Raw genomic sequence first — 23,396 nt, 5'->3', positions numbered from 1 at the left:
TCATGATCCGTTCTGTGGTTCGCGGTTTCGGGGCATCGCTTCCGAAACGGGTGATGACCAATAGCGAGATGGAAGAAAAGGTCGACACGTCCGACGAATGGATCGTGCAGCGCACCGGCATCCGTCAGCGCCACATCGCCGGCGAGGGTGAAACCACGGCATCGCTCGGCGAAGCGGCCGCGCGCGCGGCACTTGCCAATGCTGGGCTGACGCCGGCTGATCTTGACGTGATCATCTTGGCGACCTCGACGCCGGACAACACCTTTCCCGCCACCGCCGTCAACATCCAGAACCGGCTCGGCATGCATCACGGCGCGGCCTTCGACGTTCAGGCGGTCTGTTCCGGCTTTATCTATGCGGTGACGACCGCCGACGCCTATATTCGCGGTGGCCTTGCCAAGCGCGTGCTGGTGATCGGTGCTGAAACCTTTTCGCGCATTCTCGACTGGAACGACCGCACGACCTGCGTGCTGTTCGGCGACGGTGCCGGCGCGATCATCCTGGAAGCGCAGGAAGGTGAGGGGACGACGGCGGATCGCGGCGTGCTGACCGCGCAACTCCGCTCCGACGGCGCCCACCGCGAAAAGCTCTATGTCGACGGCGGCCCGTCGACAACCGGCACGGTCGGCCACCTGCGCATGGAGGGTCGCGAGGTCTTCAAGCATGCGGTCGGCATGATCACCGACGTCATCGAGGCTGCTTTCGAGGCAACCGGCACGACGGCCGACGATCTCGACTGGCTGGTGCCACACCAGGCCAACCGCCGCATCATCGACGGGTCAGCCAGGAAGCTCGGGATTCCGCTCGAAAAGGTTGTGGTGACCGTCGACCTCCACGGCAATACGTCGGCTGCATCCATTCCACTGGCACTCAACGTCGCCGCATCCGACGGGCGTATCAAGAAGGGCGACCTCGTCCTCCTGGAAGCCATGGGCGGCGGCTTTACCTGGGGCTCGGTTCTGCTCCGCTGGTAAAAAATCGTGATATGTCGCAGACGCTTGACCGGGATGGACAAGGGCAATAGTCTTTCAGGGCTAATCGATATTTCAAGAAAATCGGTGGGGGAAGATGAGCGGAAAAACGGTGACACGAGCAGACTTGGCCGAATCGGTTTTCCGTAAGGTCGGTCTTTCCCGAACGGAGTCGGCTGAACTGGTCGAAACCGTGATCGATGAGATTTGCAACGCTATCGTGCGCGGCGAGAGCGTCAAGCTCTCTTCCTTCGCGACCTTCCAGGTACGCGACAAGAACGAACGAATCGGCCGCAATCCGAAAACTGGCGAGGAAGTGCCGATTTCGCCGCGCCGGGTCATGACCTTCAAGGCGTCCAACGTACTCAAGCAGCGCGTTCTCAAGGCGCATCTGTCGCGTAAGGCCAAGCAGAAGCCGCAGTCGCCGGCCGCCTGACACCCTTCCCATCATTAAAGTGGTTGAAAACACGTCCATAAGCCGTTGAAATGTGCATGATTCGTGTAATCATCGTTTTTTCAAAGGCTCCTGGCGCTCGCGGCCTTGGCTGTGATGCCTTCGGCACGCTGTGTTTAATGCGAAATTGGGGAAGATATGGACAAGAGCCCGGATGCGTTTCGCACCATCAGTGAAGTGGCCGACGACCTCGACCTGCCGCAGCATGTCTTGAGATTTTGGGAAACCCGCTTCCTGCAGATCAAGCCGATGAAGCGCGGCGGAGGCCGGCGCTATTATCGTCCGGAAGATGTCGATCTGCTCAAGGGCATCCGGCATCTGCTCTACGATCACGGCTATACCATCAAGGGTGTCCAGAAGCTCCTGAAGATGAATGGCAATAAATTCGTCGCGGCCATCGCCAGCGGCGACCTTGCGACCGTCGAAGCGCTTGCCGCCGCCAATATCGAGGAACCTGCGCAGCCGAAGCTCGGCAATCCGGAAGAAGACCAGATCGTCGGCCGCGCCAAGGCGCCGGCCAGCCGCCGATTCTTCTCCTTTGTCGGCGGCAGCGACGAGGCACCCGAAATCTCGGTCGGCAAGACGTCGGTCGGCAAGGAAGACCGCGCGCTGCTGCAGGAAGCGCTCTACGATCTCCTGGAATGCAAGCGTTTGCTCGATCAGGTCCGCTGAGTCGCCTTGTCCGTCACCTTCGGCGGGCGCTTTCTGCTCGTGCCGGCGAACTGTCCATGATACCAACCCGCATTGATCATCGAGCGAGGCAGAATCCATGGACCAGCCCTGGACGAGAAGCGTGACGCTTGCCCTGGAAGGGCCGGGCAAATACGTGACGATTTCCAACACGACAGAGGCATCCTGGGCGATGATCGAGGACTGGCCGCTCGACGATGCGCCGGCGCTCGATCGGGCGTTGGACATCTGCGCGCAAGTGGTTGAGGGCAAGCGGCCGTCGGAAGATGCGCGCCGTGCTTTCCTCGCGGCCGCCGCCGAGGCGGAGATCGAGGTTCTGGATCAATAGATTGTTTCCACAAGCCGCGACTTTGCAGATTCACATTGGTGTTTTAGCAAGAGGGACTTGGCGGCCGTGATGGGCGTCGCCATATGTCCGCTGCGCGAACGAAGAAAAGGTCGAGATGAACAAATCCCTTGCGGCGAAATTCCACGACGAGATGCTGGCGCTCTACGACCATTGTGCCGCCATCGGCTTCCGTCCCGTCCTGTTTCGCCGTCAGGTGATCCTGAAGGGCGGCGTTGAAGCCGCCAGAGAACTGGTCTTCAAGCCCGGCACGACCGGCTTGGAACGTCTGGTCGATGCGCGCAAGATCGACCTGTCGATGGAAGCCGCAATGATCAAGGCGGAATACCGCACGCTCTTCACGCCGCTCGAAATCAAGGAAGCGGCCAAACGCCTCGAGGCAAGCGCAACACGCGAACGCTCGCGCGGCCGGCTGACCCAGACTGCCACTCACACAAGACAGGCCTGATGACATGATGAAAAAATCAAAGCTCGAACATTCCGATTTCGCCGGAGAATTCACCGATGACGGCGTCACCGTGCTGGTCGACATCTTCCGCAAGGCGGGCAGCACCGATGGCTGGATGCTGGAAGTGATCGATCAGGAAGAGGGGCTGACCGTCTGGGAAGAGCCGTTCCCAACCGACAAGGAAGCCTTCGAGGAATTCCTCGCCACCGTCGAGCGCGATGGTATTCGCTCGTTCCTGGAAGAGCCGGAGGCGGACGTCTCGGTGCATTGATCGACATGGCAAAGCCGCCTCGCAGATTGCGAGGCTGGACTTTTGTCGTCAAACGATGAGCAGGGCTTCAAAGGAAAATGGTCGGAGTGGCGGGATTCGAACCCACGACCCCTTGACCCCCAGTCTTAATGTCTGGGTTTTATAGCCGTTCACAGCGTTGCATTATGCTGACGGAAGGCCTGAGAATGAAAGGATGTGCAACTGGTGCCCGCTTGACTTAATACTCGATCCTTCTTAAAGCCTGGCTACATGCTGGCTATAAAAATGGAGGAGACCGTGAAGCTTACCGCTGCTGCCGTCGAGGAGATTGTGAAGTCAGGGCTTCCCAATAAGACAAAATTTTACTTCGATGAGGACCTTGCCGGTTTTGGCCTTTACCGCACGACGACGGGCACTGGGACGTGGTTCGCTGAGTTCCGGCCTGTCGCTGGCGGTGTGAAAAAGCGCATGAAGCTAGGCCGCGTTGGCACACTGAAGCCAAGCGAAGCGCGTGAGGCTGCCCGCAAAGCAATTGCTCATGCTGGCCTTGGTAAGGACCTTGCCAAGGATCGCAGCGACCAACGCGCGAGCGTTAACGTACGAATGCTCATATCCACCTACATTGAGGAATTCGTGGCGGTGAACAAAAAGGCGTCGTCGGCCGAGTTCTATCGTACGATTAATAAGAAGCACATTGAGCCTCGCATCGGCTCTAACAAGGCAGTGACGTTGACCAGAATCGACGTGCAGCGCGCCCACGCGCAGATGAGCAAAGAAGCCAAGATTTCGGCAAACCGGGCGATGAAGCTGCTGAGCGCGGCTTACGGTTGGGGCTCAAAGAATGGCTACGTGCCAGAAGGCATGAACCCAGTCCGTGGCGTCGATCTGAATAAGGAGGAAAGCCGACAGCGCTTTCTTTCTACAGACGAGATGCAGCGGCTCGGCGAGGCCATGATCGAAGCGGAGACCACTGGCTTTGAAGTCAATGCCGGGGAATCGAAGCACGCGCCTAAAGGCCAGCGGATCAAAATGCACCCTAGCGTGACCGGCGCTATCCGGCTTCTGATGTTGACCGGTATGCGCCTGCGGGAAGTCTTAAACCTGCGTTGGACTGAAACCGACCTAGAGCGCGGATTGCTGTTTCTCCCGGACTCGAAAACTGGTCGCAAAACAGTTGTCCTGTCAGCGCCTGCAGTCGAAATTCTGAAAGATCTGCCCCCTGTCGGCATCTATGTCATTGCGGGCGAACGTGCCGGGTTCAATGACGAGAAGCCGCGTGCTGATCTGAAACGCCCGTGGGCGCAAATCACGAAGCGCGCAAGTTTAGAAGGCTTGCGGATTCATGACTTACGGCACAGTTTTGCCAGCGTCGGCGCATGGTCGGGATTGGGGCTGCCCGTCATCGGCAAGCTGCTAGGTCACGCGGACGCAAAAACAACTCAACGCTATGCCCATGTCGATGTGGATTCGTCGCGCCGAGCTGCGGACGCCATCGCTGGGCAGATTTCCGCCGCGATAGGATGTAAATAATGACTGTTGAGAAAGAACAAGATTCCAATGCATGGAGAGAACCCTTAGGCCGCCCGCCGATTGCAGTCACCCAAGATACGACCGAGGATGAACTGGCGGCCGAGATGGCAGAGCGTTTAAGCGCTCTCTTGCAAGATCACAACGGGCTAGAGCCGACGCCCAAGGGCTGGCGGCAGTTGGCCTTAGAATTGGCACTGGAATACGTACCAGCATTCAAAATTGAAACTCCTGTCGATAGAACTGGGCCGAGTGGACTCGGCGGTCGGCCAGTCGGCTTGGACAACTTTATTTTGCGGTCTCGGATGAAGGATGAGATTCGCCAAGGGAAATCCCCAGCGGAGGCGGCGCGGACGATCAACAAGGAATCTGGGGGCAAAATTGCCGTCAAGACGGCTCAAAACGCCCTAACTCGGGCGTCTCAACCACCTGACTTCCTGCGTCGAAGAGGTTACCAATGGAAGGCCTTCAGAGCGATACAGGCCGCCGCCGACAAACTGTCCCAACAATGACCTCCTATTCTCGGGAAAACTGAAGACGCATCTTCCTCCATGCAAACCAACACATGGAGACCGAAAATGAAAAATTTTAGAACACCACAAGCTGCCGCCTACCTTGGCGTTTCGAAGTCCCTTCTGGACAAACTACGATGCTACGGTGGCGGCCCTATTTACGCCAAGCTTGGCTCCAGCGTCATCTATTCGGCCGCAGATTTGGACGCGTGGATTTCGTCTAAGCGCGTGACTGCCCGCCCAGCGCTCGCGGCATGATCCATGTCCGATCTATATTCACCAGAAGAATTTGCAGAAATGGAGGCAGAGGCAGAGCACCATTTTTACGAGCATGGTCCCCAGTACAGCGAGGATGGGCGGGAAGCGCGACGCTACGTCGCAACAGAGCCAGCCCCGGCGCTTTCGACCGATGGCAAGACACTAGACGATCTGGCGGAGGAATACGGCATTGTCTGCCCAGCTGATTATGCCGATGAAAGCGTGCCAGAGCGCGAATGGTGGGTAGATGGCCTAGTCCCGATTGGTCAGGTCACGCTTCTTTACGGTGACGGCGGCGTAGGCAAATCGCTGCTGGCGCTTCAACTGGGGATAGCTGGGGCTGCGGATGTGAACACGATTGGTTTATCGCCAGAACGCGGCAGTGTGTTCTATCTTGGTGCCGAAGACGAAGAGGATGAATTCAAGCGTCGTCAGGTGGATATCTGCCGGTCTCTGGACTTGTACCTCACCGAGCTTCACGACTTCCGTCTTATGGTCATGGCCGGTGAAGACGCAGTGATGGCCGTGCAGGACGCAAGCAAGCGCATGGTGCCGACTGAGGTTTTCCGCCGCGTTGAAGCGTTTGTTAACGTCATGCGCCCACGGTGCATCATCCTCGACACGGCGGCAGACCTTTTCGGCGGCAACGAGGTGGATCGCGGGCAGGTTCGGCAGTTCGTCGGCATGTTGCGCGGACTGGCTATCCGTGGCCGGTGCGCTGTCATCCTGCTGGCTCACCCGTCTGTCGCTGGCATGATGTCGGGGACAGGCACTTCGGGTTCAACCGGATGGAGCAATTCTGCCCGGTCTAGGCTGTACCTAACCCGGCCTGATCCAAAAGACGATGACGACCCCGACGTGCGTATTCTGCGAACAATGAAGGCAAACTACGGTAAGATCGGCGGCGAGATCAAACTACGGTGGGAGAGAGGCGCATTCGTCCTCAACGAAAACGCCCGCTCATCAATGGCAATGGAGGCAAGGGCCGAACGGGTGTTCTTGGACTGCCTGAATGCAACTGATATTGCCATGGGAAGGGTGACGTTCGCCAGAACTTCACCGCAGTATTATGCGCCGAAGGTATTCGCAAAAATGCCTGAGACCGATGGCTTGAATGTCCGCCAGCTTGAAAAGGCAATGGAAAGCCTACGGCGCGCTGGCCGGATAACTGAAATCAATCATGGCACGGTCGCGCGTCCCGTTATGGGGATTACCGACACGGCCAATACTGCAAAATGAGACGTGCAAGCATCTGCAAGCTATGCTGGAGCATAGTTGCATGAACCCTGACAAGGTACCATGCGACTACCCCGAAATGACCTAGCAACTATGCTGTCACACTTCCCCCTATAACCCCCACGCATGTCTGCGCATGCTTGCAGATGCTTGATGCATCCGCAGCTGCTCGATATCCACAAATGCAACTATAAGGAGAATATGAATTATGACTAGTGAACCGTACAATACGGCCGAAGCTCTCGAGGCGCCATATCATTCTGGGGTCAAGGCTGGCCTTCATATGGTCAGGTACAACGCTGTAACAAAGACCGGCTATCTGTATCTCAATGGTGCTGCTGACATGAGCGGTGCAATAAATCTGTACAAATCAATCGACCCGAACGTTGCAGCCATCTACACTTATGACGGTGGAAAGCCTGATACCGCCTACCTTCTTAAGGATGGCGATTGGACAGGACGCTAGCCGCTATAGCGGCTTGTCTCACACAGCAACACTGATACATCCGCGGCATTCCCGCGCACTTAATCACCCCATCCCTGAAAATCTCTAGGCTGCCCTCTCCGATAGGGAGGGCGGCCTTTCGCATTCGGAAATAACATTGGCCGTGATGCATAAGGAATACAACAGGGCGGAAACGCTCACCAATCAAGCATTTTAGCAAACATCAAAATAGGAGAACCGAAACGTGGCAAGACCAAAGAAAACAGACCGAGCATTCCAGATCATGCGGGAAGCCAGGGTGACAGAAGTCCTTGCACTTGACTTGCATAATGAGCCCGGCGGTAACGCCGACTTCGTAAAGGCCATTCGCTGCCATTGTGAGGCCCTTGCGCTGGCGTTCAAGACTCAACGGGAGGTTGACAGACTCTTGCGTGAAATGCCCGCTGAAGACCGCCTAGAGCTCTGGAAAGTCATGTTGGAGGGTATGCCGATGTCTTCCGGCAAGCGATACGGCCAGCCCTACAAAGCCCCGGTCATTGCGGAAAAGGCACATGCTGAGGTCCTGCGAGAGCAGCTGGAGGAAAACGGGAAGACATGGAACCGGCCTTCCCCGAAAAAGAAGCATTACCTTGCGAAAAATTTCGGAGGAACGGCGGCGAATGCGGCGGTGGTTGACGGGGCGCAACCCCCGGCGGGCGACCGGGGTGTGAACGTAGGGCCGAGCAACGTGTCGATTGAGGAGCTTCGCGCAATGGCCTCTATCGCCATGGAGAAGGCTCTCAAAAGCGAGCAGGCAAGTCAAGCGGCGTGTATGCAAGCGTGAACCGCATCTTGAGCTAACGGAATAGACTACAAAAAGAAAAGGCGGCGCAACCTAAAGAAGCGGCTAGCCACAACAGAGAAAAGGAAAAATCTTATGATGCTTTCGGAAGAAGACGGCCAACACCTTATCAAGCTTATTTCTATCATCGTTGAGAGGGATACGGAGGACTTAGTTGTCAGAGTTGACGCACTGGAGGCGCAGAAGAATGTAGCTGCGGAGATGGAGCGCATCAAAAAGCAGGCGGAACACGACGCGCGCATGGAGGTAGTCGAGCGTATCAAACATGAGAGGCGCCTGGAAACGCTGGCCAAGATCAAGGCCGAGAGGGAGCGTGAAAAGAATGCGCGGTTGTCAAAGCTGATGCGGGAATCTCACGCCCGGAACAGGGCAAAAGGGAAGAAAACCCCCGTCGTCAAGATGCGCGAAAAGGCTAGCTGATAGCCGTGCCCTACGCCGGGCATTTTCTTCTACGCGCCTTCGGCTTGCTGCTTCCCGACCATTCCGGAAACGAGGGATTAAGGTGAGCGCAGAGCCGCGCGCAGGGGGGTTAAACATGGCGCGTCTCGTGGCTGGCTGGCTGCGGGGCGCGCTTTGTTGTTTGAAGATGACGGTCATCAAGGGGCCATGCGAGCGTGCGGGGCTGCGAGGGGCCAAAGCGGGCATATCAGCCGTGCTAAAGGGGGGGGGCGGTGCCTGAGCTTTCAAATTGGTTCTCTCGCAACGGACCGGCGGGACTGCAGATCGCGCATTCCTGCAAAATCAGAGATATAGGTTTTATGTGTTTGCCGCTGCTAGTGCTTTTGGAAGCGAGGTAAGGTTAAAACCTTCCATTTGCGGTATCCGGTGATCTGGATGGAGCATATCAAAACAAAGATAATTTTTACTGCTATGGACTAGCTGTAGTCCGGCCGGTACCACCCCTCACCGCGCTACCGCAATCATAGATTGGGGCTGTCTTTCACGATGGTCTGCCAGGGTGCAACGAGTGAAGTCTTCCTGATTTTCTTCCTTATCGCAAATGTGCATTATTATCGAGAAATTCGAACTTGAAAATGAAACTTGCACTCATAAAGTGTTCGTGGCAAATTTAAAACTCTATGATGCCGTGGAGACTTGGGAGGCGGGCGATCATGCGAAAATTGAAATATATTGTTTTTTTTATAATGGCGTCTTCGGCACCGACTCTAAACGGCTTTGCTATAGCGCAGGAAAGTTCGGCGCGGGTTGGTCTACGTGAAGTACAGTTTCCGTCAGAAACTACAGACCAGGCACCTACTGTTGGCGACACTCGTCTTCAAGGTCTCACAAATACACTGCTTCCTATATTGATTCCCGGCTCTTTCTTAAAATTTGAGACATTGCGGTTTGTCGGCGATGAGTTGAGTTACACGGCATCCGCAAGAACCAACGATGCAAAGATCTCAGTAAGTGGCACACGCGCAGCCATAGAGGCAGCGCCGCAAATGGCTCTTCCACAACAGAAAGACGATATCACTTCGATTAACTACGGCGAGCGTTCTATCACCGCTGCCTTGAGTAAAAATGGTGCGGCTTACGAAATCACGGTCGAATGTGTTAAGGCCGACAACCCAAAGTGTAATACTGATCGCTATGTATTGAGCTTGGTCGAAGACCTTGCGTTCTTTGGCGGCGGAAGAGGCAAGCCCAAAGACATCGTGGAGCAAGCTCAGCCTATTGGTACGTTGGTGCCTTTTGACACAAAATTTGCGTTTGAACCTCCTGGCGCACTATTAGCGGGGAGCGGTTCGGGTCTGAAAAGCGACTTTATCTATGCACCTTGGATCCGCTTCCCACTGGAAAAAGGTCCGGCCTATTTGAATTCGCAGGTATGGAATATTGGGGGCAACCGCGGCCCCGCCGGAAGCTGGAAAGACAAAAGAAACTATCAATATAAATGGAGAGACAACTTCTGCGAGGCCCGCTCTCGGTCTACGCCTGCTTGTCCCAGCGGTAGCGGCCATCAAGGGGTCGACATTCGCCCTGCGGACCCAAAAGATCAAACGTATTGGACCGTCGCGACTGAAGATGGGAAAATAACGAATGTGGGAATTTACTCAGTTACTCTGATGGGAAAGTCAGGAACGCAATATCGCTACCTTCACATGAAAATGTCACGCCTTGCTGTCAAACAGGGCGACACAGTAAGGCAAGGGCAGAAAATCGGTCTAGTATCCAACGATTTTGGTGGCACTCCGACCCCCGTTCACCTTCATTTTGAGATGTTGCAGAACGTGTCCGGCAAGGGATATCGGCATGTTCCCCCCTACACGTCGCTTGTCCGCGCGTACCAGCAGGGAACGTAATCTGATCGCGACTTAACCGCTTGGCTCCCGAAAACCTTTCACAGATCAAATATATCAATGCGTCGGCGCTATTTGCGGCATTTTTCTCACGAAGGGACTGGATGTGAAAAAGTCAGTTTGGTTGCCTATTGCCCTTATTTTTGTGGTGTTTGCAGGACGCGCTGCCTATGCGCAAGAAAGCATCGCGACAAAAGCCGTAGTGGAAGCGCAATCTAAAACGTCGGTGAAAATAGCCATTCCACCCGAAGTCAGCGGCAATGGAGGTATGGAGATAGGGGGAAATAGCGAAAAGTTCTTTCAGTCTCTTACCAGGTCGCAGGAAGCGAATATTGTCAACAAAGCCTATCCTTTGCTGACTGCCAAATGGCCATTCAACAAAATTTTTGTCTGTTGGGAAGAGTGGGACGAGCAGTACGCGAAACAACGAAGGGCGGTGCGCGAAGCAATAGAGGAAACGTGGCAAGCCCACTCCGCACTTGAATTCCTAGGCTGGGACAAGTGCAACGACAATTCAGGAGGAATCCGGATAACCATTGTTGACGATCACAACAATGGTCCATCGGTCAAATTCTTGGGAAAATATCTAGCGGGCAAACCCAAGGGGATGATTCTGAATTTCACATATGAAAATTGGAGCCCCTCCTGCAGAGCAAAGAAAGACTATTGCAACCGCGTAATTGCCGTTCACGAATTTGGTCACGCGCTCGGGTTTGCGCATGAACAAAACCGACCAGATACGCCAGGAGAGTGCAATGATCGCCAAGGCAATAATGGCGACGACGTGAGCTTGACACCATGGGATGCTGAATCCGTCATGAATTATTGCAATGAGAAATACGCAAACGAGGGAAAGCTTAGCAAATTTGATATTCTGGCGGTTCGATATATTTATGGAGCGCGTTAATGTACCGTCTAGTCCGGCTGAGGGCGTTTCTAATTTTCTTAATCTGTATGTTTTTTCATGCAGAGGCCAAAGCTGATGTTCATGACCGCGTTCGCAAGAGCTTGGTCCATCTGACCGTTTCAGGGACCCCAAAAACGGGAGCGTTGGCTTCGGTACCGGATGCAGCACAAGCTCAGGGAACGGGCTTCTTTTTTACTGACGATGGTTACATTCTTACAACCCTTCATCTCTTTGACGAACTCAGGAAAGTCGAAGCGGTAAACGTGCGAATAGCTGCAAAGGTCGGCGGGGCAGATGCTAAGGACTTTCCAGCTCAGTTCATTTCGCAGTTGGAAGGCTTGGACCTTGCGGTACTTAAGATGAAGGTACCGTTTGGCACAGAATATCCAAAAGCATTAAATGTCGGATCTACTGTTAATATTCCAAATTCGGATGAAATTCCGCTATTCACCTCTGGATTCTTTGACAAAAATTACACAAAACTACCGGTTTCAGTCATCGAGAAAGATAGCCCAGATATATTCTATGCGTGGGTTGTTAATGTCACAACGATGAATGGGCAAAGTGGGAGCCCTATATATACTAGCGATGGTACTGTCATAGGGCTTATCAAGGGGAGCTCCCCAGCACTGGCGTCGCAAACGTTAATGATCCCTATAGAATACTCTCAGGCGCTCATAGGATATTTAAAACTCGATGCGCTGGAGAAAAAAATAAATGAGTTGTCAAATTCTGTTGCATCAATTTCCAGACAAAGACTACCAACTGTTGAGAAACAGATTGCGGAACTGGGCAAAAAATTCTCGTGGCATGCTTCCACGCTGAAGGATGGCAGCTTGGAAATACGGTACGATAAATTGCTACCGGGAGGCATACAAATCGACAGGGTTTCTCTCACATTAACACCGTACATCAGAGAAAGTCGCGCTGGCCAGATCGAGGTAAAGCAGGGTATATCAGTCAAGTTGCGGGACAATCCTCCGATTTTCGAGAGAACATTTCTGGATACCGAAAAAAGATCAGGTGGGTTCAAGATTGCTGGCGTGCAAAGCAAACTGATGACCGTGATGGAGGGGGCCGCGGACGTGCCGTCGAAAAGCGAATTCTTCAAAAGTCTAGAGGTGATCGTGGTACCCTACTTTGGAGAGAAAGTTGGAGAGCCTATTAGCTTGTCCATCGCGGCAGACTATCCGTGGAACTGAGGGGCGCCATGCTGACTTTTTCGGTAAATTATATGAAGCTTGCCTTGGCAGCGTTTATTTTCCTGTGGTTGTCTTCCAGCCTAAGTGAGGCCGGATTGGTTTTCAACCCAAATCAGACCCGTGTAATTGACAGGATTCCAACAGACCTCGTGCTGTCGGACGACTTTGTTTTCGTAATAGGGGCGATGAAAGATCGGGGAACATTAATTAAGCTTGATCGCCTGAACCTGGAAGAAAAGTCTAGAACGGAGTTGGAATTTATTCCAAGAAGAATACTATTGTCGCCTGATCAAGATTATATAATTTTAGTAGGAGATCGTGAAGGAAAGTTTAGGAACGGATCAAGTATTCTAAAAAGCATGGCATTGATTTTGGATCTTGATTTGAACGTAATTAATACGATCCCTTTTCAACGCCAATTTGCCTACCCTACTTTATTTCTAAGCTCCAATCATCAACTCCTTGTAGTAGGGCAGCGAACGGACACCTCGGAAGGAGCTTACGTCAGTTTGGATGTCTCGAAGCCGGCAAGGGCATATCTTACGAATGCTGTACGTCTGTCGCTTGCGAATCTTAACTTGAACGGTTTGTGGCTCAGCTCCGAAGAAGGAGTTTTATTCCTCAACTCTGCGGACACAGAATTGCTTCAGGCAGTCAAACTTCCGGGTGAGTTAGCCGTTAGCAGTATTACAAATGTTTCAGATTCTCTTTTCATCTCGAACTCTTTCTCCGTCTCAGCTGCTTTAGTCGATCCGACATGCGCGGGCGCTGATCAGACGCGTTTTCTGGTAGCAAATGCCAGAAAGCAAACGTTGGAATTTAGCGTGTATAACGAGTTGGCACGAAGCCTCGACATATTGGCGAGTATTGACGTATCACTTAAGTTCGGCTCTTTACGGGGAGAATTGCTTCCCGGCACCAACTTGGTGCGCCCCGCGATGATTGTTACAAATTCCTGCGACATGAGCACAATCATGCTCTCAAGCATATATTCGAACGAGATGATTCAATACTCGTTGAATCCGACCTTTCTTACGTTAGAGAGGATCAGAAGTATTCCACTGGCCTTCCGTCCGCGGCGGATAGAGATTAGTCCCGATGGAGAAACGGCATATATACTTTCTGAAAACACCAATTTCATCTCGTACTACTCGCTGAAAGTTCAGAAGGAATCCTCGAATGAACTCGGTGACGATAAGATCCGCGAGATTCAGAGACTTCTCAATTCGGTAGGGCTCAACGTCGGTGCAATCGATGGACTAGTGGGCGCGAAAACATATAAGGCCCTTTCCGCAGTCGAAAGAATTTACGACGTTCAACTTGATCTACGAGACACTGCGAAAACCCTTGATACTCTTCAGACCTTGGTGCGAAACAAAAAGATGTAAGTTTTTTCCGGCAAACCGTATTTGTCGAATACTGCTTTACGAAGGCGACAGGGATTTCTGAACCAACAGTCTCAGCTTGACTTCCCCGTCGGCGGCGCCATGCTTGATGCGACACCCGTGGGCATCGCCACATTTCCCACGACTATTTTGAACATCTCTCAGGGGGCAGCGAACACCAATCACGCTGCAACGATCTGCGTCCTTCCAAACAAATTCCTCGGCGGCATATCACTCGAAGCTTGGCCGGGGCGCTGGCGTCGGCTTCGTCGACAGCTCTTTCGGTGTTCGCTTTGCCGGGCTGACCGTGCTCCCGTTGAAAACCGTCATGGATCGATTTGAAGAGGTCGTACGCCTCTTCGTGAGTGTATACCCAGCGAGACCTTTATAATCAATCCTCGAGGCCACTGCTGAAGCGTATTACACGGATGTGTCACAGCCCACGTTGTGAAAATGGCGGCTACCTACACAGCATTTGAGACGAAATAGCGGGTTGTATGCGCTACTCGGCTTGAAGAGGCTACTTTTCAAGACGCCGCCGCCCCGCCATGATAAATGTTGAAAATGCAAACAGTTCCTCGCACGTCGCCACAACCTCTGATAACCATTTCGTTCTAATGCTCGGCAGTTGTATCCCTTAGGTATAGTCGTACTTTTTGAGGTTCTTTCATGCAATTCGATCAATTTTCTGCTCAGTCGTTCGAACAGCTCATCCAAGCACTTGCTGCTCATCTGTTTGGTCCTGGAATAACGATATTTGGGCCTGGGCGCGACGGTGGCCGAGAAGCGACTTTTCGAGGTGAACTGCCAACTTTTGGGGCAAAGGGATGGGATGGTTACACAGTAGTACAGGCCAAATGTAAAGAGAGGCCTTCTGGCGACAGTCGCGATGCCTCGTGGTTGTGCACTCAGCTTCGCGGAGAGTTGCAAAAATTTGCAGACAATGACGAATTGGAGCGACCGGAGTACTATCTGCTTTGCACCAACATTCAGTTGTCAGCCGTTCCTTTAGTCGGTGGTAAGCAGCAAGTTGAAGATTTATTTGAGGAGTTTAAGAACGCTCTAGGCCTCAAAGGATGGCACGTTTGTTGAAGATCTTCATCTCCGGCCGATTAGTGCAAATCGAGCGCCCATTTTTGCTTTGGGTGAAACCATTTGGAGCGACGAACGCGTGGTGGAACTGGCTCACAGATATGGCCTTGAAGGAAAAAGAATCCGGATGGGCCTCGTAGATCTGCTCACAGCTTTTGATACGCACCCCCGAATGAGGGGGCTGCTAGCACATGTCAGGGCACCCTTAAATAGTACAACTCAGTCTCGTAGGAGCATGGAGCCGAACGAGGAAGCGTTCATAATCAGAGACGATGATACGGTTGGCGTACGAGCAGGCGTGATTTTACTACGCCTCCGCTTTTCCAAGCTGGACGGTATTGATCTCGAACAAGCTTCTAGTGACTTAGTTGAAGGTGGCGCATCCGTTGAAGCCGCGCGTCTACTTAAAGCAAGGGAGCCAGCCGATAGACTTCGGCAGGACTTTGCCTTTCAACTTGCGAAACAATTACGGGCTGCAGGAAGTGAGCCCGCAGGGGCGCTACTAGACTTGCTAAACGTGAACGTATCGGCAGCTCCGACTTCTCTCGGCAGGAATGATGTGGCTGAGGCGTTGGGCTTACCCTGCTTATTTTTACCGTGATGCCCGATCTGTAATGTTGAGCTTTAGTTTCATTTTTTCAGCCCAGCTTAAAGCAAATCGCATGGCATCTTATCGCCCGATCGAGAGAAACTACAATGATTGTTGATTTGGAGTGGGCCGACGAAGAACTACAAGCTGCCGTTTCAAGCTACATCGAAATGCTTCGTATGGAGCGATCTCAAATCCCTTACTCGAAGACAGAGTTCAGGAGGAAACTGAAAGCGACAGCGCTTTCAGGCCGAAGTGACAGTGCCATTGAGTACAGGATGCAAAACATTTCTGCCGTGCTACAGAGCCGAGGCAAGCGGTGGATTGCGGGTTATAAGCCAGCAAAGAATGTTGGGCAAGCTAATGACGCTCGACTTGCTAGCATGATCAAGGAAGCAGAAGAATTTCAGGCCGTTAAAATTCCGCACCCCGAGTTGCTAAAAAGTGTTGTTGGTGATCAGGACGCGCTCATGGGCGTAAAGGCGGTGTTCGGTCCTTTGGGTTCACACGTTCTTTGCTTTGGTGCTAGGGGGACCATCAACGACAAAAGCTACTTCTCCGTAGCCGCAGGAGCGGCACGACGGGCCGTAAAGCAGCCTTTTATCATAACGATTGGGGGTGGTAAAGAAGTTAGAGGCGGCTTCGAGGGGCGCGTCATTAACCTCGCCCGGTGTGCGCTCGTTTATGGCCCAACGAGAACTCTGGTGAGCGACCTAAACGAGGCTCAGCGGCTCTCGCAGTGGCCGGTATCAATCGCACTTCATGATGCTTGGCGCTTCGTCGGAATGCCAAATCTTATTGAAGACCTTGGTTTTCCAGATCGCACAATTCTGGCTGGTTCGCAGGATGGTATCATACGGCCTGCCGCTCCTATCGAAAAGCTCTGGGAAGCACTACGTGAGTGGCCAGTGGAATCTATTGCACTGCCGTTCCCGATAAACTTTTACGACGATGGTTCGCCAACACTCGTCCACAGCAAGCTTCCAGGTATTCCAGCGACAAAAGGTGCGGAGGAGGGAGAAAGGGTTTGGAAAACTCAACTGGCTTTAGAGCGTGACAGCAAGTTGGCCTCCGAGGCGAAGAGGCTAAATTTCGTCAAAAACGGTATCTTCAAATGCGAGGCCTGTGACTTCTTCCACAGCGACGCGGCGATGTTCGACACCCATCACCTCACTCCGCTTGCGGCGGGTAAACGGCACACTTTCCCTGAACATTTGGCCGTATTGTGCCCGACATGCCATCGACGGGCGCACCGAAAGGGGCGAATGACCCCATATTCTACCGCAGAATTGCGGGATTGGGTCGGTCAGGGACGGCCATAATCGTGCGTTCCTAAGAACGACTGCTTTCGGCGCGAAAGAAGCGAGAACTTCAACAAGATCGGGCAACTCGCGACAGACGTCTCCTTCATGGATCGGGTCGGTGGCGCACTTCGTGACTACTCTCTCGGCCACTCGATTGCAAAATCCAGAGGGGCCGCCAACTGACGCAGCCCGGCTTTGGAACGAGGATGGCGGGCCTTCCAACCTGCACTCATGCAAGTGGGACACGCCCACCGCTGGCTACATAATGGCTACAAATTTTATAGCCAATCACTTTATCTGGGGCTAAGTGATTGAATTAAATGGTCGGAGTGGCGGGATTCGAACCCACGACCCCTTGACCCCCAGTCAAGTGCGCTACCGGGCTGCGCTACACTCCGAACCGTGGAAAGCCGTATATAAACAGGACTTGGCACGCAAGCCCTGTTTTCAGAAAAGGCGATAATTCCGTTGAAAAATCCGGCTGGCCGCGTTTGACGCCACAAGCCGATCCACAAAGCAGATTTTCCGGATGTTTAAAGTTTTCGGCAATTCCTTGGCCCGATAATGCGCTTGCAAATCGAGGACGAAGACGATGGCGAAGACAGCAGCGAGGAAACCCCGGAAGCGGCGCGCAAGCAGCAAGCAGACCAAGGGCGGCATGTGGCCCTGGTATCTGGCCGGTATTCTATCGGTAAGCGCGGTCGTCGCCTATGATCACCGCGCCGAGATATTGCCGATGGCAAAGCCTTTCTACACGGCATCGATCGCAACGAACAGGCCTACGGAAAAGCGCGAGAAAACAGTCGAACATCGCGCTGAACGAAAGGCTGAAAAGCCGGCTCGGAAGGTGATTGAAGCGCGCGTCGATCATCCAGTGCCGGCGCTTGCATTGCCGACTCCAGACACCCGGCCTGTCGAGCAGGCGGCGTTGGTTCAAACGCCCCGCAAGCCGGGAAGCTTCGTTTTCTGCACCGAAACCTTCGAAAACTGCGTCGTCGATGGCGGCTCGTTCTGGTATGGCAGGCGGAAGGTGGAGATCGCCGATATTCGCGCGCCACGCATCAAGCAGGCCAAATGCGACAACGAGCGCAAGCTCGGCTCGCTGGCCAAGCGTCGCCTCTGGGAAATCCTCAATGCCAGCGACGTTCATCTCGCGGCCGGTGATGGGGCTGGGGTTCGCGTTATGGCCGCCAACGGACAGTCGGTCGGCGCAGTCCTGGTGTCGGAAGGACTGGCCTTGTCGAAGGCGGATGGCAAGCAAGGCTGGTGCTCGCAGCAGGGCTGAACGGTATCGGAATGCATCGATGGACGAACTGCCGGCTATCGCCACGATATAGCGAAGGCCGTCAGCTCTTCTTTGCCAGCCGATAATAGACGGCTTCGGTCTTGTCGATCATCGCCTCCACCGAGAAGCTCGACATCTTTTCCTCGGCCGCAATGCGCAGGGCGCGGTACCTCTCCGGATCGGCGCTTTCGACCATGGCGTTTGCGAGCCTGGCCGTATCTCCGTCATTGGCGACGATGAGGCCGTTGCTGTCATGGCCGATCACGGTCGATGCGCCGCCGACATCGGTCGAGATCATCGGCTTTCCGGCGGCCGCCGCCTCCAGCATGACGTAGGACATGGCTTCGTAGCGACTGGGCATGACTAAGAGATCGAAGGCCGGGACGGCCTGCGATCCGGTGAAGGCCGACGTGAGGCGAATGCGGTTCTGCAGGCCGCTTGCAGCAATCGCATCGCGGACCTCCGGCTCCAGTTCACCCGAGCCGATCATGATCATCTGCGCGTCGGGCAGGCGGGATGCGGCATTGCGGAAGGCTTCGATCAGGCGTTCGGGTGCCTTCTGGTGCGACAGGCGGCCGACGAAGCCGAAGACGAAGGTATCCGACGAAATTCCGAAGCTCGCGCGTACGGTGCTCGCCATGTCGAGCGGCGGCGGCGTCACGCCATTGACGATAACCGAGAGCTTGTTCTCCGGCATGCCGAGCGACAGCGCATGGATATGCTCATCCTCGGACACGCAGATCAGGTGATCGGTGAACAGGCGGGCAAGGATCACCTCGATCAGGCCATAGACGAACCGGCCGCCCTTGCCGAGCGTCGGGTCCATGGTGCGGAAGGCGTGTGGTGTATAGACGCGCTGTGCATGGCGGCCGGGCAGGTGAGGGCGGGCGAGAGCTCCTGCCTTGGAACTGTGCCCGTGGACGATATCGAAGGGTTCACCGCTCTTGATGATCCTGCGTAGTGCCCGGAAGGCGGCGATATCGGAAGGGCCGGGGGCGCGCTTCATGGCGACCGAATGGACCGCGGGCAGATCCAGCGATTTCAGTTCACGCACGAAGCTGTCTTCGGCTCTCACTGGTGAATAGACCGCCTCGACATGATGACCCCTCTGCTTCAATCCGCAGCAGAGATCGAGAAAATGGCGTCCGGAGCCGCCACCGCTTGGCTCGAGCACCTGAAGGATGCGCAGGCCACGGTGAATACCACGGATGGAAGGGTCGATGTTCATGCTGTCAAATCCGCCGCTACGATCGAAAGTCGGTCCGTGCCATCTCTACGACGTTGACCTTAACACTGCGTTGGCGATGGCGTTGAACTCTGCGAGCGAGTGACCGAGATACCGCGCCGGTAACGATATTCCAGCGCCCCGCAGCCCCAGACGATGCCGAGCAGCAGAAAGAAATGTCGCCAGTGATCGGTGTCGATGACATTGCCGATGGCGGTGTGGCCGATCAGCACGATCCAGGAAATCATCAGATAGGGCTGCCATGGTCTGTTCAACAGCAGGAACCGGAAGCCCATCGAGATCGTCCAGACGATCAGCGTGACATAGGATACGAAACCCAGCCAGCCGTAGGAAGTCAGGCTTTTCAGCCAGATATTGTGCTCGTCTTCGGGGAATATCTGGCTGAACACCATCGGCCCGATGCCGAGCGGTTTTTCCATCGACATCAGGAAGCCGATCTTGTGGCGGTCGAAGCGGCCGAGATGGCCGCCGTCATATTCCTGCACGAGCTGCGTGCGGTTGGAGAAGAGGTCGGAGACCTGAGGAATCTGCAGGGCGATGACGAGAGCAACGACCATTCCGATCGCACCGCCAAGGGCGATCACTAGTATCTTCAGCCGGAACGCACCGGTCCGCTCCTTGAGCAGCATGACGAGCACAAGCGCGCAGGCGCAGAACAGGTAAAGCGCCCAGGCGGCGCGGGAGAAGGACAGGAACAGGCCGAGCGCCATGATCAGGATCGCCACCGCCTTGACCGGAGCGGTGGTGATGCGCTCGGTCAGAAGCCGGTACATCAGATAGAGCGACGGCGCGACGAGGAACGGCCCGAACACGTTCGGATCCTGAAAGGCGCCCTTGGCCCGGTCGTAGAGCGTGAAGGCCTCGCCGCCCGGTATGGCGCCGAAATAGCCGAGAATGCCGAGCAAGGAGGTGATGACGCCGGCGCCGACCCAGGCGTTGAAGATCAGTTTCAGCCGCTCATGCCGCGCCTCGATGATGGCAGCATAGAAAACGGAGGTCATGCAAAGGAAGCCTGACACGGCCATATACATGGGACCGGTCGCCAGATCGTGCATGACGGTCAGCGACAGGAGGCCGCCAGTCATGAACAGGATCAGAAGGGCAAGCAGTGGCGCGACGGTGCGCGAAATCTTCAGGCCGAAGATGAACCAGATGCCGATCAGCCCCGCCATGAAGAGTTCGTAAGGTGCCGGTTCGGCGATGACGAAGCCCGACAGGAAAACGCCGAACGTCACCATGGCCGAGCCGAGGATGGCAACAGTGGCAAGCTGCGGCCGGAAAACCGCCGCCGGCGTGGCCGGGATCGTGCTCAATAGGCATTTTCCGTGTTGAGAAGCCGGATCGGCGTCAGGAACAGGATTTTCAAATCCAGCCAAAGCGACCAGTTTTCGATGTAATAGAGGTCGAAGGCAGTGCGGAACCGGATCTTCTCGTCATTGTCGATCTCGCCGCGCCAGCCGTTGATCTGTGCCCAGCCAGTAACGCCGGGCTTGACGCGGTGACGGGCGAAATAGCCTTCGACGACGTCCGAATAGGTGCGGTCGGCGGTCTGGGCAAGAACGGCATGCGGGCGCGGGCCGACGAGCGAGAGTTGTCCGCGCAGCACGTTGAAGATTTGCGGCAGTTCGTCGATCGACGACTTGCGCAGGAAGCGGCCAACTGGTGTCACGCGCGGATCACCCTTGGTGACGGCGTTTCGGGCCGTCGGGTCGCTCATGTTGGTGTACATGGAGCGGAACTTGTAGACATCGATCTGCTCGTTGTTGAAGCCGTGGCGCTTCTGCTTGAAGATGATCGGGCCGGGCGAGGTGACCTTAACGGCTATAGCCGCACCGATGAAGACCGGCCAGAGCATGACGAGCGCGACGATGCTGAAGAAGATGTCGAAGATGCGCTTGGCGACCGAATCCCAGTCGGCGATCGGCTTGTCGAAGATATCGAGCATCGGCACCTGGCCGACATGAGAATAGCTGCGCGGGCGGAACCTGAGATTGTTGGCATGCGCGGCAAGGCGAATATCCGCCGGTAGGATCCAGAGTTTCTTCAGAAGCTCGAGGATACGTTTTTCCGCCGAGAGCGGCAGGGCGATGATGAGCATGTCGATGCGGGTCAGGCGCGCGAAATCCACCAGTTCCGCGACGGTGCCGAGCTTGGGATAGCCGGCAATGATGCCCGGTGAGCGGCGCTCGTCGCGATCATCGAAGATGCCGCAGATGCGAATATCGTTGTCGCTCTGCTGTTCGAGCGAGCGGATCAGGTCCTTGGCAGGCTGACCACCGCCGACGATGACGGCGCGGCGCTCCATGATGCCGTTACGTGCCCAGCGGCGGATCGAAAAGGCAATGAAGGCGCGTTCCGCGATCAGGAAAGCAGCGCCGAGGGCATACCACAGCGTGAACGAGAAGCGGGAGAACGTGCCGCCGATCTTCATCAGGAACAGGACGAGTGCCATCGAGGCGAAGGCGAGTGTCCAGCAGCCGATCAACCGGGGCAGGGCGCGCGCGGCAGACCGCAGCGTGGGAACCTGATAACCATCGCACAATTGCAGGAACGCGACCGTCATGACGGAACCGCCGGCGATCAGGGCGCAGTAGCCCAGCCAATCTTCAAGCTTCGGCGCCACGTAGATCATGTGGATGGCGTAGCCGATTGCAAACAGCGCGGTGAATTCCAGCAGCCGCATCAGGCCGATGATCATGCTGGGCGAATAGGTGTCAGTGCGGAACTGCGACGCGATCGTCCGGGCGAGCGGATTGAGTTCGCGGACAGGCCCGGTGTCGGGTTTCTCGCCCGGCGCGAAGGTCCGGATCTCGGAAATTTTCCTCTTGAGCGCTTCGGTGTCGAAAGTTTCCGGTTTGTCGATCTGGTTCATGATATCCGCCCGGCCGATTGAGTCCCTTCGGGATAACAGAAAGGCACTAAGAAACGCTTACGAGCGCGGGGCCGGAACTTCGTTTGCGCGGGACGATTCCGGCACAATATCGTGGTAGAGGCGGGTGACGCCGTCAGCCATCGTCGATGTGGAGAATTTCGCCTTGAAACCCTCCGCTTCGGGCATGACCCGGGCGGCCCAGTCGGAATCGGTAAGAGCGCTGGTCATGGCAGCGGCAAGCGCTTCTGCATCGTCTGGCGCCACGAGCGCGGCATTGTCCGGACCCAGCACTTCCGGAATGCCGCCGACACGCGAGGCGATCACCGGTTTGCGGCCCGCCAGCGCTTCAAGCACGATATAGGGCATGGATTCGGCCCGCGAGGGCACCACGACATTGCGGGTGAAGGCGAAGGCGTCGCGCGCCTTCATTGCCGGCAGCATCTCGATGCGGCGGCCGAGACCGCGCTCCAGCATCATCTGTTCGTATTCCGCCTTTTGCGGCCCGTCGCCGATCATCATCGCCGATAGCGGCCGACCGACGATTCGCTCGGTCCTGGCGAAGGCGTCGATAAAGAGGTCCGGCCCCTTCAGGTCGCGCAGCATGCCGATATAGAGAAAGTCGACCGCGTCCGGCCGTGCATGGACGGTCTCGAAGTCACGGTCGTTGATGCCGTTATAGATGCGCTCGCTGCGCGTGCGCGGTTTGCCGACCTTGGCGACATAGGTATCGCGCTCGAAGTCGCAGACGAAGACGATCGCGTCGGTGAACATTTCCTGAAACCGCTCCAGCAGGAAGACCATCTTCCCGGAGAGGGTTTTCCTGTCATAGTGCAGGCTGCCGCCATGCGGCGAATAGATGCGGGCAACGCAATACCTGTTCACCCGCAAGGCTGAGCCGATAATCCGGGACAGGACGCCACCCTTGGCGCCGTGTCCATGCAGGATATCCGGCTGCAAACTTCTGATTTCCTTAAAACTCCTGTATAACGCCGCCACATCCGCGATGCCGATGGAGCGGCGGATCGGCAGTCGGACGAGACCAAGCGCCAGAAACGGCCTGATCTCGTCGAAAAGCTTGTCTTCGTACTTTCCCCCCGTCGTGCTGTCGCACAGGATGCCGATCTCGTGACCCGCTTTGGCTTGCGCCTCCGCCAGATCGCGCACGTGGCGGAAAATTCCACCAACAGGCGACCTGAAGCAGTGAATGATGCGCAGCGGGCGGGGATCCGGCAT

At 55.4% G+C, this 23,396-nt stretch carries 25 protein-coding genes and 1 tRNA gene; 21 read left to right on the top strand and 5 right to left on the bottom strand.

The window, feature by feature from the left end; genetic code table 11:
* Positions 1-2: 2 nt before the first annotated feature.
* The 20 genes from ACST81_RS16185 (at position 3) to ACST81_RS16090 (ending at position 16,778) form a co-directional block, all read left to right on the top strand.
* Complete coding sequence (locus tag ACST81_RS16185; RefSeq protein ID WP_438749181.1) at positions 3-974, top strand: beta-ketoacyl-ACP synthase III; 972 nt, start codon at positions 3-5, stop codon at positions 972-974.
* Positions 975-1,068: 94 nt separating this feature from the next.
* Complete coding sequence (locus ACST81_RS16180) at positions 1,069-1,407, top strand: integration host factor subunit alpha (protein WP_062576339.1); 339 nt, start codon at positions 1,069-1,071, stop codon at positions 1,405-1,407.
* Between the two features lie 156 nt (positions 1,408-1,563).
* The gene (locus tag ACST81_RS16175) at positions 1,564-2,097 is read left to right on the top strand and encodes a MerR family transcriptional regulator (protein WP_438749180.1); all 534 of its coding nucleotides are present in this window, start codon (positions 1,564-1,566) and stop codon (positions 2,095-2,097) included.
* A 97-nt stretch (positions 2,098-2,194) separates the two neighbouring features.
* On the top strand, positions 2,195-2,443 hold the full coding sequence (locus tag ACST81_RS16170) for a DUF982 domain-containing protein (RefSeq protein WP_438749179.1): 249 nt from the start codon (positions 2,195-2,197) through the stop codon (positions 2,441-2,443).
* Between the two features lie 115 nt (positions 2,444-2,558).
* The gene (locus tag ACST81_RS16165) at positions 2,559-2,909 is read left to right on the top strand and encodes a hypothetical protein (protein ID WP_438749178.1); all 351 of its coding nucleotides are present in this window, start codon (positions 2,559-2,561) and stop codon (positions 2,907-2,909) included.
* Positions 2,910-2,913: 4 nt separating this feature from the next.
* Positions 2,914-3,180: a hypothetical protein gene (locus tag ACST81_RS16160; protein ID WP_438749177.1), complete on the top strand. Its 267-nt coding sequence runs from the start codon at positions 2,914-2,916 to the stop codon at positions 3,178-3,180.
* A gap of 264 nt (positions 3,181-3,444) precedes the next feature.
* Positions 3,445-4,689, top strand: a complete 1,245-nt coding sequence (locus ACST81_RS16155) for a tyrosine-type recombinase/integrase (protein WP_438749176.1) — start codon at positions 3,445-3,447, stop codon at positions 4,687-4,689.
* Positions 4,689-5,198 carry a hypothetical protein gene (locus tag ACST81_RS16150; RefSeq protein WP_438749175.1) on the top strand — a complete coding sequence of 170 codons (510 nt, stop codon included), beginning with the start codon at positions 4,689-4,691 and terminating at the stop codon, positions 5,196-5,198. The genes ACST81_RS16155 and ACST81_RS16150 overlap by 1 nt, the downstream gene beginning before the upstream one ends.
* Before the next feature lie 39 nt (positions 5,199-5,237).
* Entirely contained in the window at positions 5,238-5,456 is a 219-nt protein-coding gene (locus ACST81_RS16145; protein WP_438749174.1) for a helix-turn-helix transcriptional regulator, read from the top strand.
* A 3-nt stretch (positions 5,457-5,459) separates the two neighbouring features.
* On the top strand, positions 5,460-6,695 hold the full coding sequence (locus ACST81_RS16140) for an AAA family ATPase (protein ID WP_438749173.1): 1,236 nt from the start codon (positions 5,460-5,462) through the stop codon (positions 6,693-6,695).
* Between the two features lie 205 nt (positions 6,696-6,900).
* Entirely contained in the window at positions 6,901-7,158 is a 258-nt protein-coding gene (locus ACST81_RS16135) for a hypothetical protein (protein WP_438749172.1), read from the top strand.
* A 223-nt stretch (positions 7,159-7,381) separates the two neighbouring features.
* On the top strand, positions 7,382-7,960 hold the full coding sequence (locus tag ACST81_RS16130; protein ID WP_438749171.1) for a hypothetical protein: 579 nt from the start codon (positions 7,382-7,384) through the stop codon (positions 7,958-7,960).
* A gap of 93 nt (positions 7,961-8,053) precedes the next feature.
* A complete protein-coding gene (locus ACST81_RS16125) occupies positions 8,054-8,398 on the top strand; it encodes a hypothetical protein (RefSeq protein WP_438749170.1) in 345 nt (114 codons plus the stop codon).
* Between the two features lie 692 nt (positions 8,399-9,090).
* On the top strand, positions 9,091-10,284 hold the full coding sequence (locus ACST81_RS16120; RefSeq protein WP_438749169.1) for a M23 family metallopeptidase: 1,194 nt from the start codon (positions 9,091-9,093) through the stop codon (positions 10,282-10,284).
* Positions 10,285-10,387: 103 nt separating this feature from the next.
* Positions 10,388-11,188, top strand: coding sequence for a matrixin family metalloprotease (locus ACST81_RS16115; RefSeq protein ID WP_438749168.1), 801 nt, complete (start codon positions 10,388-10,390; stop codon positions 11,186-11,188).
* Positions 11,188-12,390 carry a S1 family peptidase gene (locus ACST81_RS16110; RefSeq protein WP_438749167.1) on the top strand — a complete coding sequence of 401 codons (1,203 nt, stop codon included), beginning with the start codon at positions 11,188-11,190 and terminating at the stop codon, positions 12,388-12,390. The genes ACST81_RS16115 and ACST81_RS16110 overlap by 1 nt, the downstream gene beginning before the upstream one ends.
* Before the next feature lie 8 nt (positions 12,391-12,398).
* Positions 12,399-13,778 carry a hypothetical protein gene (locus tag ACST81_RS16105; protein WP_438749166.1) on the top strand — a complete coding sequence of 460 codons (1,380 nt, stop codon included), beginning with the start codon at positions 12,399-12,401 and terminating at the stop codon, positions 13,776-13,778.
* Between the two features lie 666 nt (positions 13,779-14,444).
* Positions 14,445-14,867 carry a hypothetical protein gene (locus tag ACST81_RS16100; protein ID WP_438749165.1) on the top strand — a complete coding sequence of 141 codons (423 nt, stop codon included), beginning with the start codon at positions 14,445-14,447 and terminating at the stop codon, positions 14,865-14,867.
* A gap of 235 nt (positions 14,868-15,102) precedes the next feature.
* On the top strand, positions 15,103-15,468 hold the full coding sequence (locus ACST81_RS16095; protein ID WP_438749164.1) for a hypothetical protein: 366 nt from the start codon (positions 15,103-15,105) through the stop codon (positions 15,466-15,468).
* A gap of 95 nt (positions 15,469-15,563) precedes the next feature.
* On the top strand, positions 15,564-16,778 hold the full coding sequence (locus ACST81_RS16090; RefSeq protein ID WP_438749163.1) for an HNH endonuclease: 1,215 nt from the start codon (positions 15,564-15,566) through the stop codon (positions 16,776-16,778).
* 303 nt (positions 16,779-17,081) lie between these two features.
* On the opposite strand, the gene ACST81_RS16085 is transcribed toward ACST81_RS16090, so the two are convergent.
* Positions 17,082-17,158 (bottom strand) — tRNA-Pro (locus ACST81_RS16085).
* A gap of 194 nt (positions 17,159-17,352) precedes the next feature.
* On the opposite strand from ACST81_RS16085, the gene ACST81_RS16080 reads away from it, so the two are divergent.
* Positions 17,353-18,045, top strand: a complete 693-nt coding sequence (locus tag ACST81_RS16080; RefSeq protein ID WP_438749162.1) for a hypothetical protein — start codon at positions 17,353-17,355, stop codon at positions 18,043-18,045.
* Between the two features lie 61 nt (positions 18,046-18,106).
* On the opposite strand, the gene ACST81_RS16075 is transcribed toward ACST81_RS16080, so the two are convergent.
* From ACST81_RS16075 to ACST81_RS16060, 4 genes are read right to left on the bottom strand one after another with little or no spacing between them, the layout of a single operon-like run.
* Positions 18,107-19,273 carry a glycosyltransferase gene (locus tag ACST81_RS16075; RefSeq protein WP_438749161.1) on the bottom strand — a complete coding sequence of 389 codons (1,167 nt, stop codon included), beginning with the start codon at positions 19,271-19,273 and terminating at the stop codon, positions 18,107-18,109.
* Positions 19,274-19,332: 59 nt separating this feature from the next.
* Positions 19,333-20,604 carry an O-antigen ligase family protein gene (locus ACST81_RS16070; protein ID WP_438749160.1) on the bottom strand — a complete coding sequence of 424 codons (1,272 nt, stop codon included), beginning with the start codon at positions 20,602-20,604 and terminating at the stop codon, positions 19,333-19,335.
* Positions 20,601-22,163 (bottom strand): undecaprenyl-phosphate glucose phosphotransferase, encoded by a 1,563-nt coding sequence (locus ACST81_RS16065; protein ID WP_438749159.1) that lies wholly within the window; start codon positions 22,161-22,163, stop codon positions 20,601-20,603. The genes ACST81_RS16070 and ACST81_RS16065 overlap by 4 nt, the downstream gene beginning before the upstream one ends.
* A 57-nt stretch (positions 22,164-22,220) precedes the next feature.
* Complete coding sequence (locus ACST81_RS16060) at positions 22,221-23,396, bottom strand: glycosyltransferase family 4 protein (RefSeq protein WP_438749158.1); 1,176 nt, start codon at positions 23,394-23,396, stop codon at positions 22,221-22,223.

The sequence above is a fragment of the Pararhizobium sp. O133 genome (assembly GCF_051669845.1).
GTDB lineage: Bacteria > Pseudomonadota > Alphaproteobacteria > Rhizobiales > Rhizobiaceae > Pararhizobium.
This window is presented reverse-complemented; position numbering and strand designations above follow the sequence as displayed.

What these genes read in the sequence shown, in the direction of transcription:
- ACST81_RS16080 (WP_438749162.1), top strand. Translation starts at nt 17,353, where the DNA reads ATGGCGAAGACAGCAGCGAGGAAACCCCGGAAGCGGCGCGCAAGCAGC.
- ACST81_RS16090 (WP_438749163.1), top strand. Translation starts at nt 15,564, where the DNA reads ATGATTGTTGATTTGGAGTGGGCCGACGAAGAACTACAAGCTGCCGTT.
- ACST81_RS16135 (WP_438749172.1), top strand. Translation starts at nt 6,901, where the DNA reads ATGACTAGTGAACCGTACAATACGGCCGAAGCTCTCGAGGCGCCATAT.
- ACST81_RS16075 (WP_438749161.1), bottom strand. Translation starts at nt 19,273, where the DNA reads ATGAACATCGACCCTTCCATCCGTGGTATTCACCGTGGCCTGCGCATC.
- ACST81_RS16105 (WP_438749166.1), top strand. Translation starts at nt 12,399, where the DNA reads ATGCTGACTTTTTCGGTAAATTATATGAAGCTTGCCTTGGCAGCGTTT.
- ACST81_RS16150 (WP_438749175.1), top strand. Translation starts at nt 4,689, where the DNA reads ATGACTGTTGAGAAAGAACAAGATTCCAATGCATGGAGAGAACCCTTA.
- ACST81_RS16140 (WP_438749173.1), top strand. Translation starts at nt 5,460, where the DNA reads ATGTCCGATCTATATTCACCAGAAGAATTTGCAGAAATGGAGGCAGAG.
- ACST81_RS16125 (WP_438749170.1), top strand. Translation starts at nt 8,054, where the DNA reads ATGATGCTTTCGGAAGAAGACGGCCAACACCTTATCAAGCTTATTTCT.
- ACST81_RS16100 (WP_438749165.1), top strand. Translation starts at nt 14,445, where the DNA reads ATGCAATTCGATCAATTTTCTGCTCAGTCGTTCGAACAGCTCATCCAA.
- ACST81_RS16155 (WP_438749176.1), top strand. Translation starts at nt 3,445, where the DNA reads ATGGAGGAGACCGTGAAGCTTACCGCTGCTGCCGTCGAGGAGATTGTG.
- ACST81_RS16160 (WP_438749177.1), top strand. Translation starts at nt 2,914, where the DNA reads ATGATGAAAAAATCAAAGCTCGAACATTCCGATTTCGCCGGAGAATTC.
- ACST81_RS16145 (WP_438749174.1), top strand. Translation starts at nt 5,238, where the DNA reads ATGCAAACCAACACATGGAGACCGAAAATGAAAAATTTTAGAACACCA.
- ACST81_RS16060 (WP_438749158.1), bottom strand. Translation starts at nt 23,396, where the DNA reads ATGCCGGATCCCCGCCCGCTGCGCATCATTCACTGCTTCAGGTCGCCT.
- ACST81_RS16170 (WP_438749179.1), top strand. Translation starts at nt 2,195, where the DNA reads ATGGACCAGCCCTGGACGAGAAGCGTGACGCTTGCCCTGGAAGGGCCG.
- ACST81_RS16065 (WP_438749159.1), bottom strand. Translation starts at nt 22,163, where the DNA reads ATGAACCAGATCGACAAACCGGAAACTTTCGACACCGAAGCGCTCAAG.
- ACST81_RS16180 (WP_062576339.1), top strand. Translation starts at nt 1,069, where the DNA reads ATGAGCGGAAAAACGGTGACACGAGCAGACTTGGCCGAATCGGTTTTC.
- ACST81_RS16165 (WP_438749178.1), top strand. Translation starts at nt 2,559, where the DNA reads ATGAACAAATCCCTTGCGGCGAAATTCCACGACGAGATGCTGGCGCTC.
- ACST81_RS16110 (WP_438749167.1), top strand. Translation starts at nt 11,188, where the DNA reads ATGTACCGTCTAGTCCGGCTGAGGGCGTTTCTAATTTTCTTAATCTGT.
- ACST81_RS16120 (WP_438749169.1), top strand. Translation starts at nt 9,091, where the DNA reads ATGCGAAAATTGAAATATATTGTTTTTTTTATAATGGCGTCTTCGGCA.
- ACST81_RS16185 (WP_438749181.1), top strand. Translation starts at nt 3, where the DNA reads ATGATCCGTTCTGTGGTTCGCGGTTTCGGGGCATCGCTTCCGAAACGG.
- ACST81_RS16095 (WP_438749164.1), top strand. Translation starts at nt 15,103, where the DNA reads ATGGAGCCGAACGAGGAAGCGTTCATAATCAGAGACGATGATACGGTT.
- ACST81_RS16175 (WP_438749180.1), top strand. Translation starts at nt 1,564, where the DNA reads ATGGACAAGAGCCCGGATGCGTTTCGCACCATCAGTGAAGTGGCCGAC.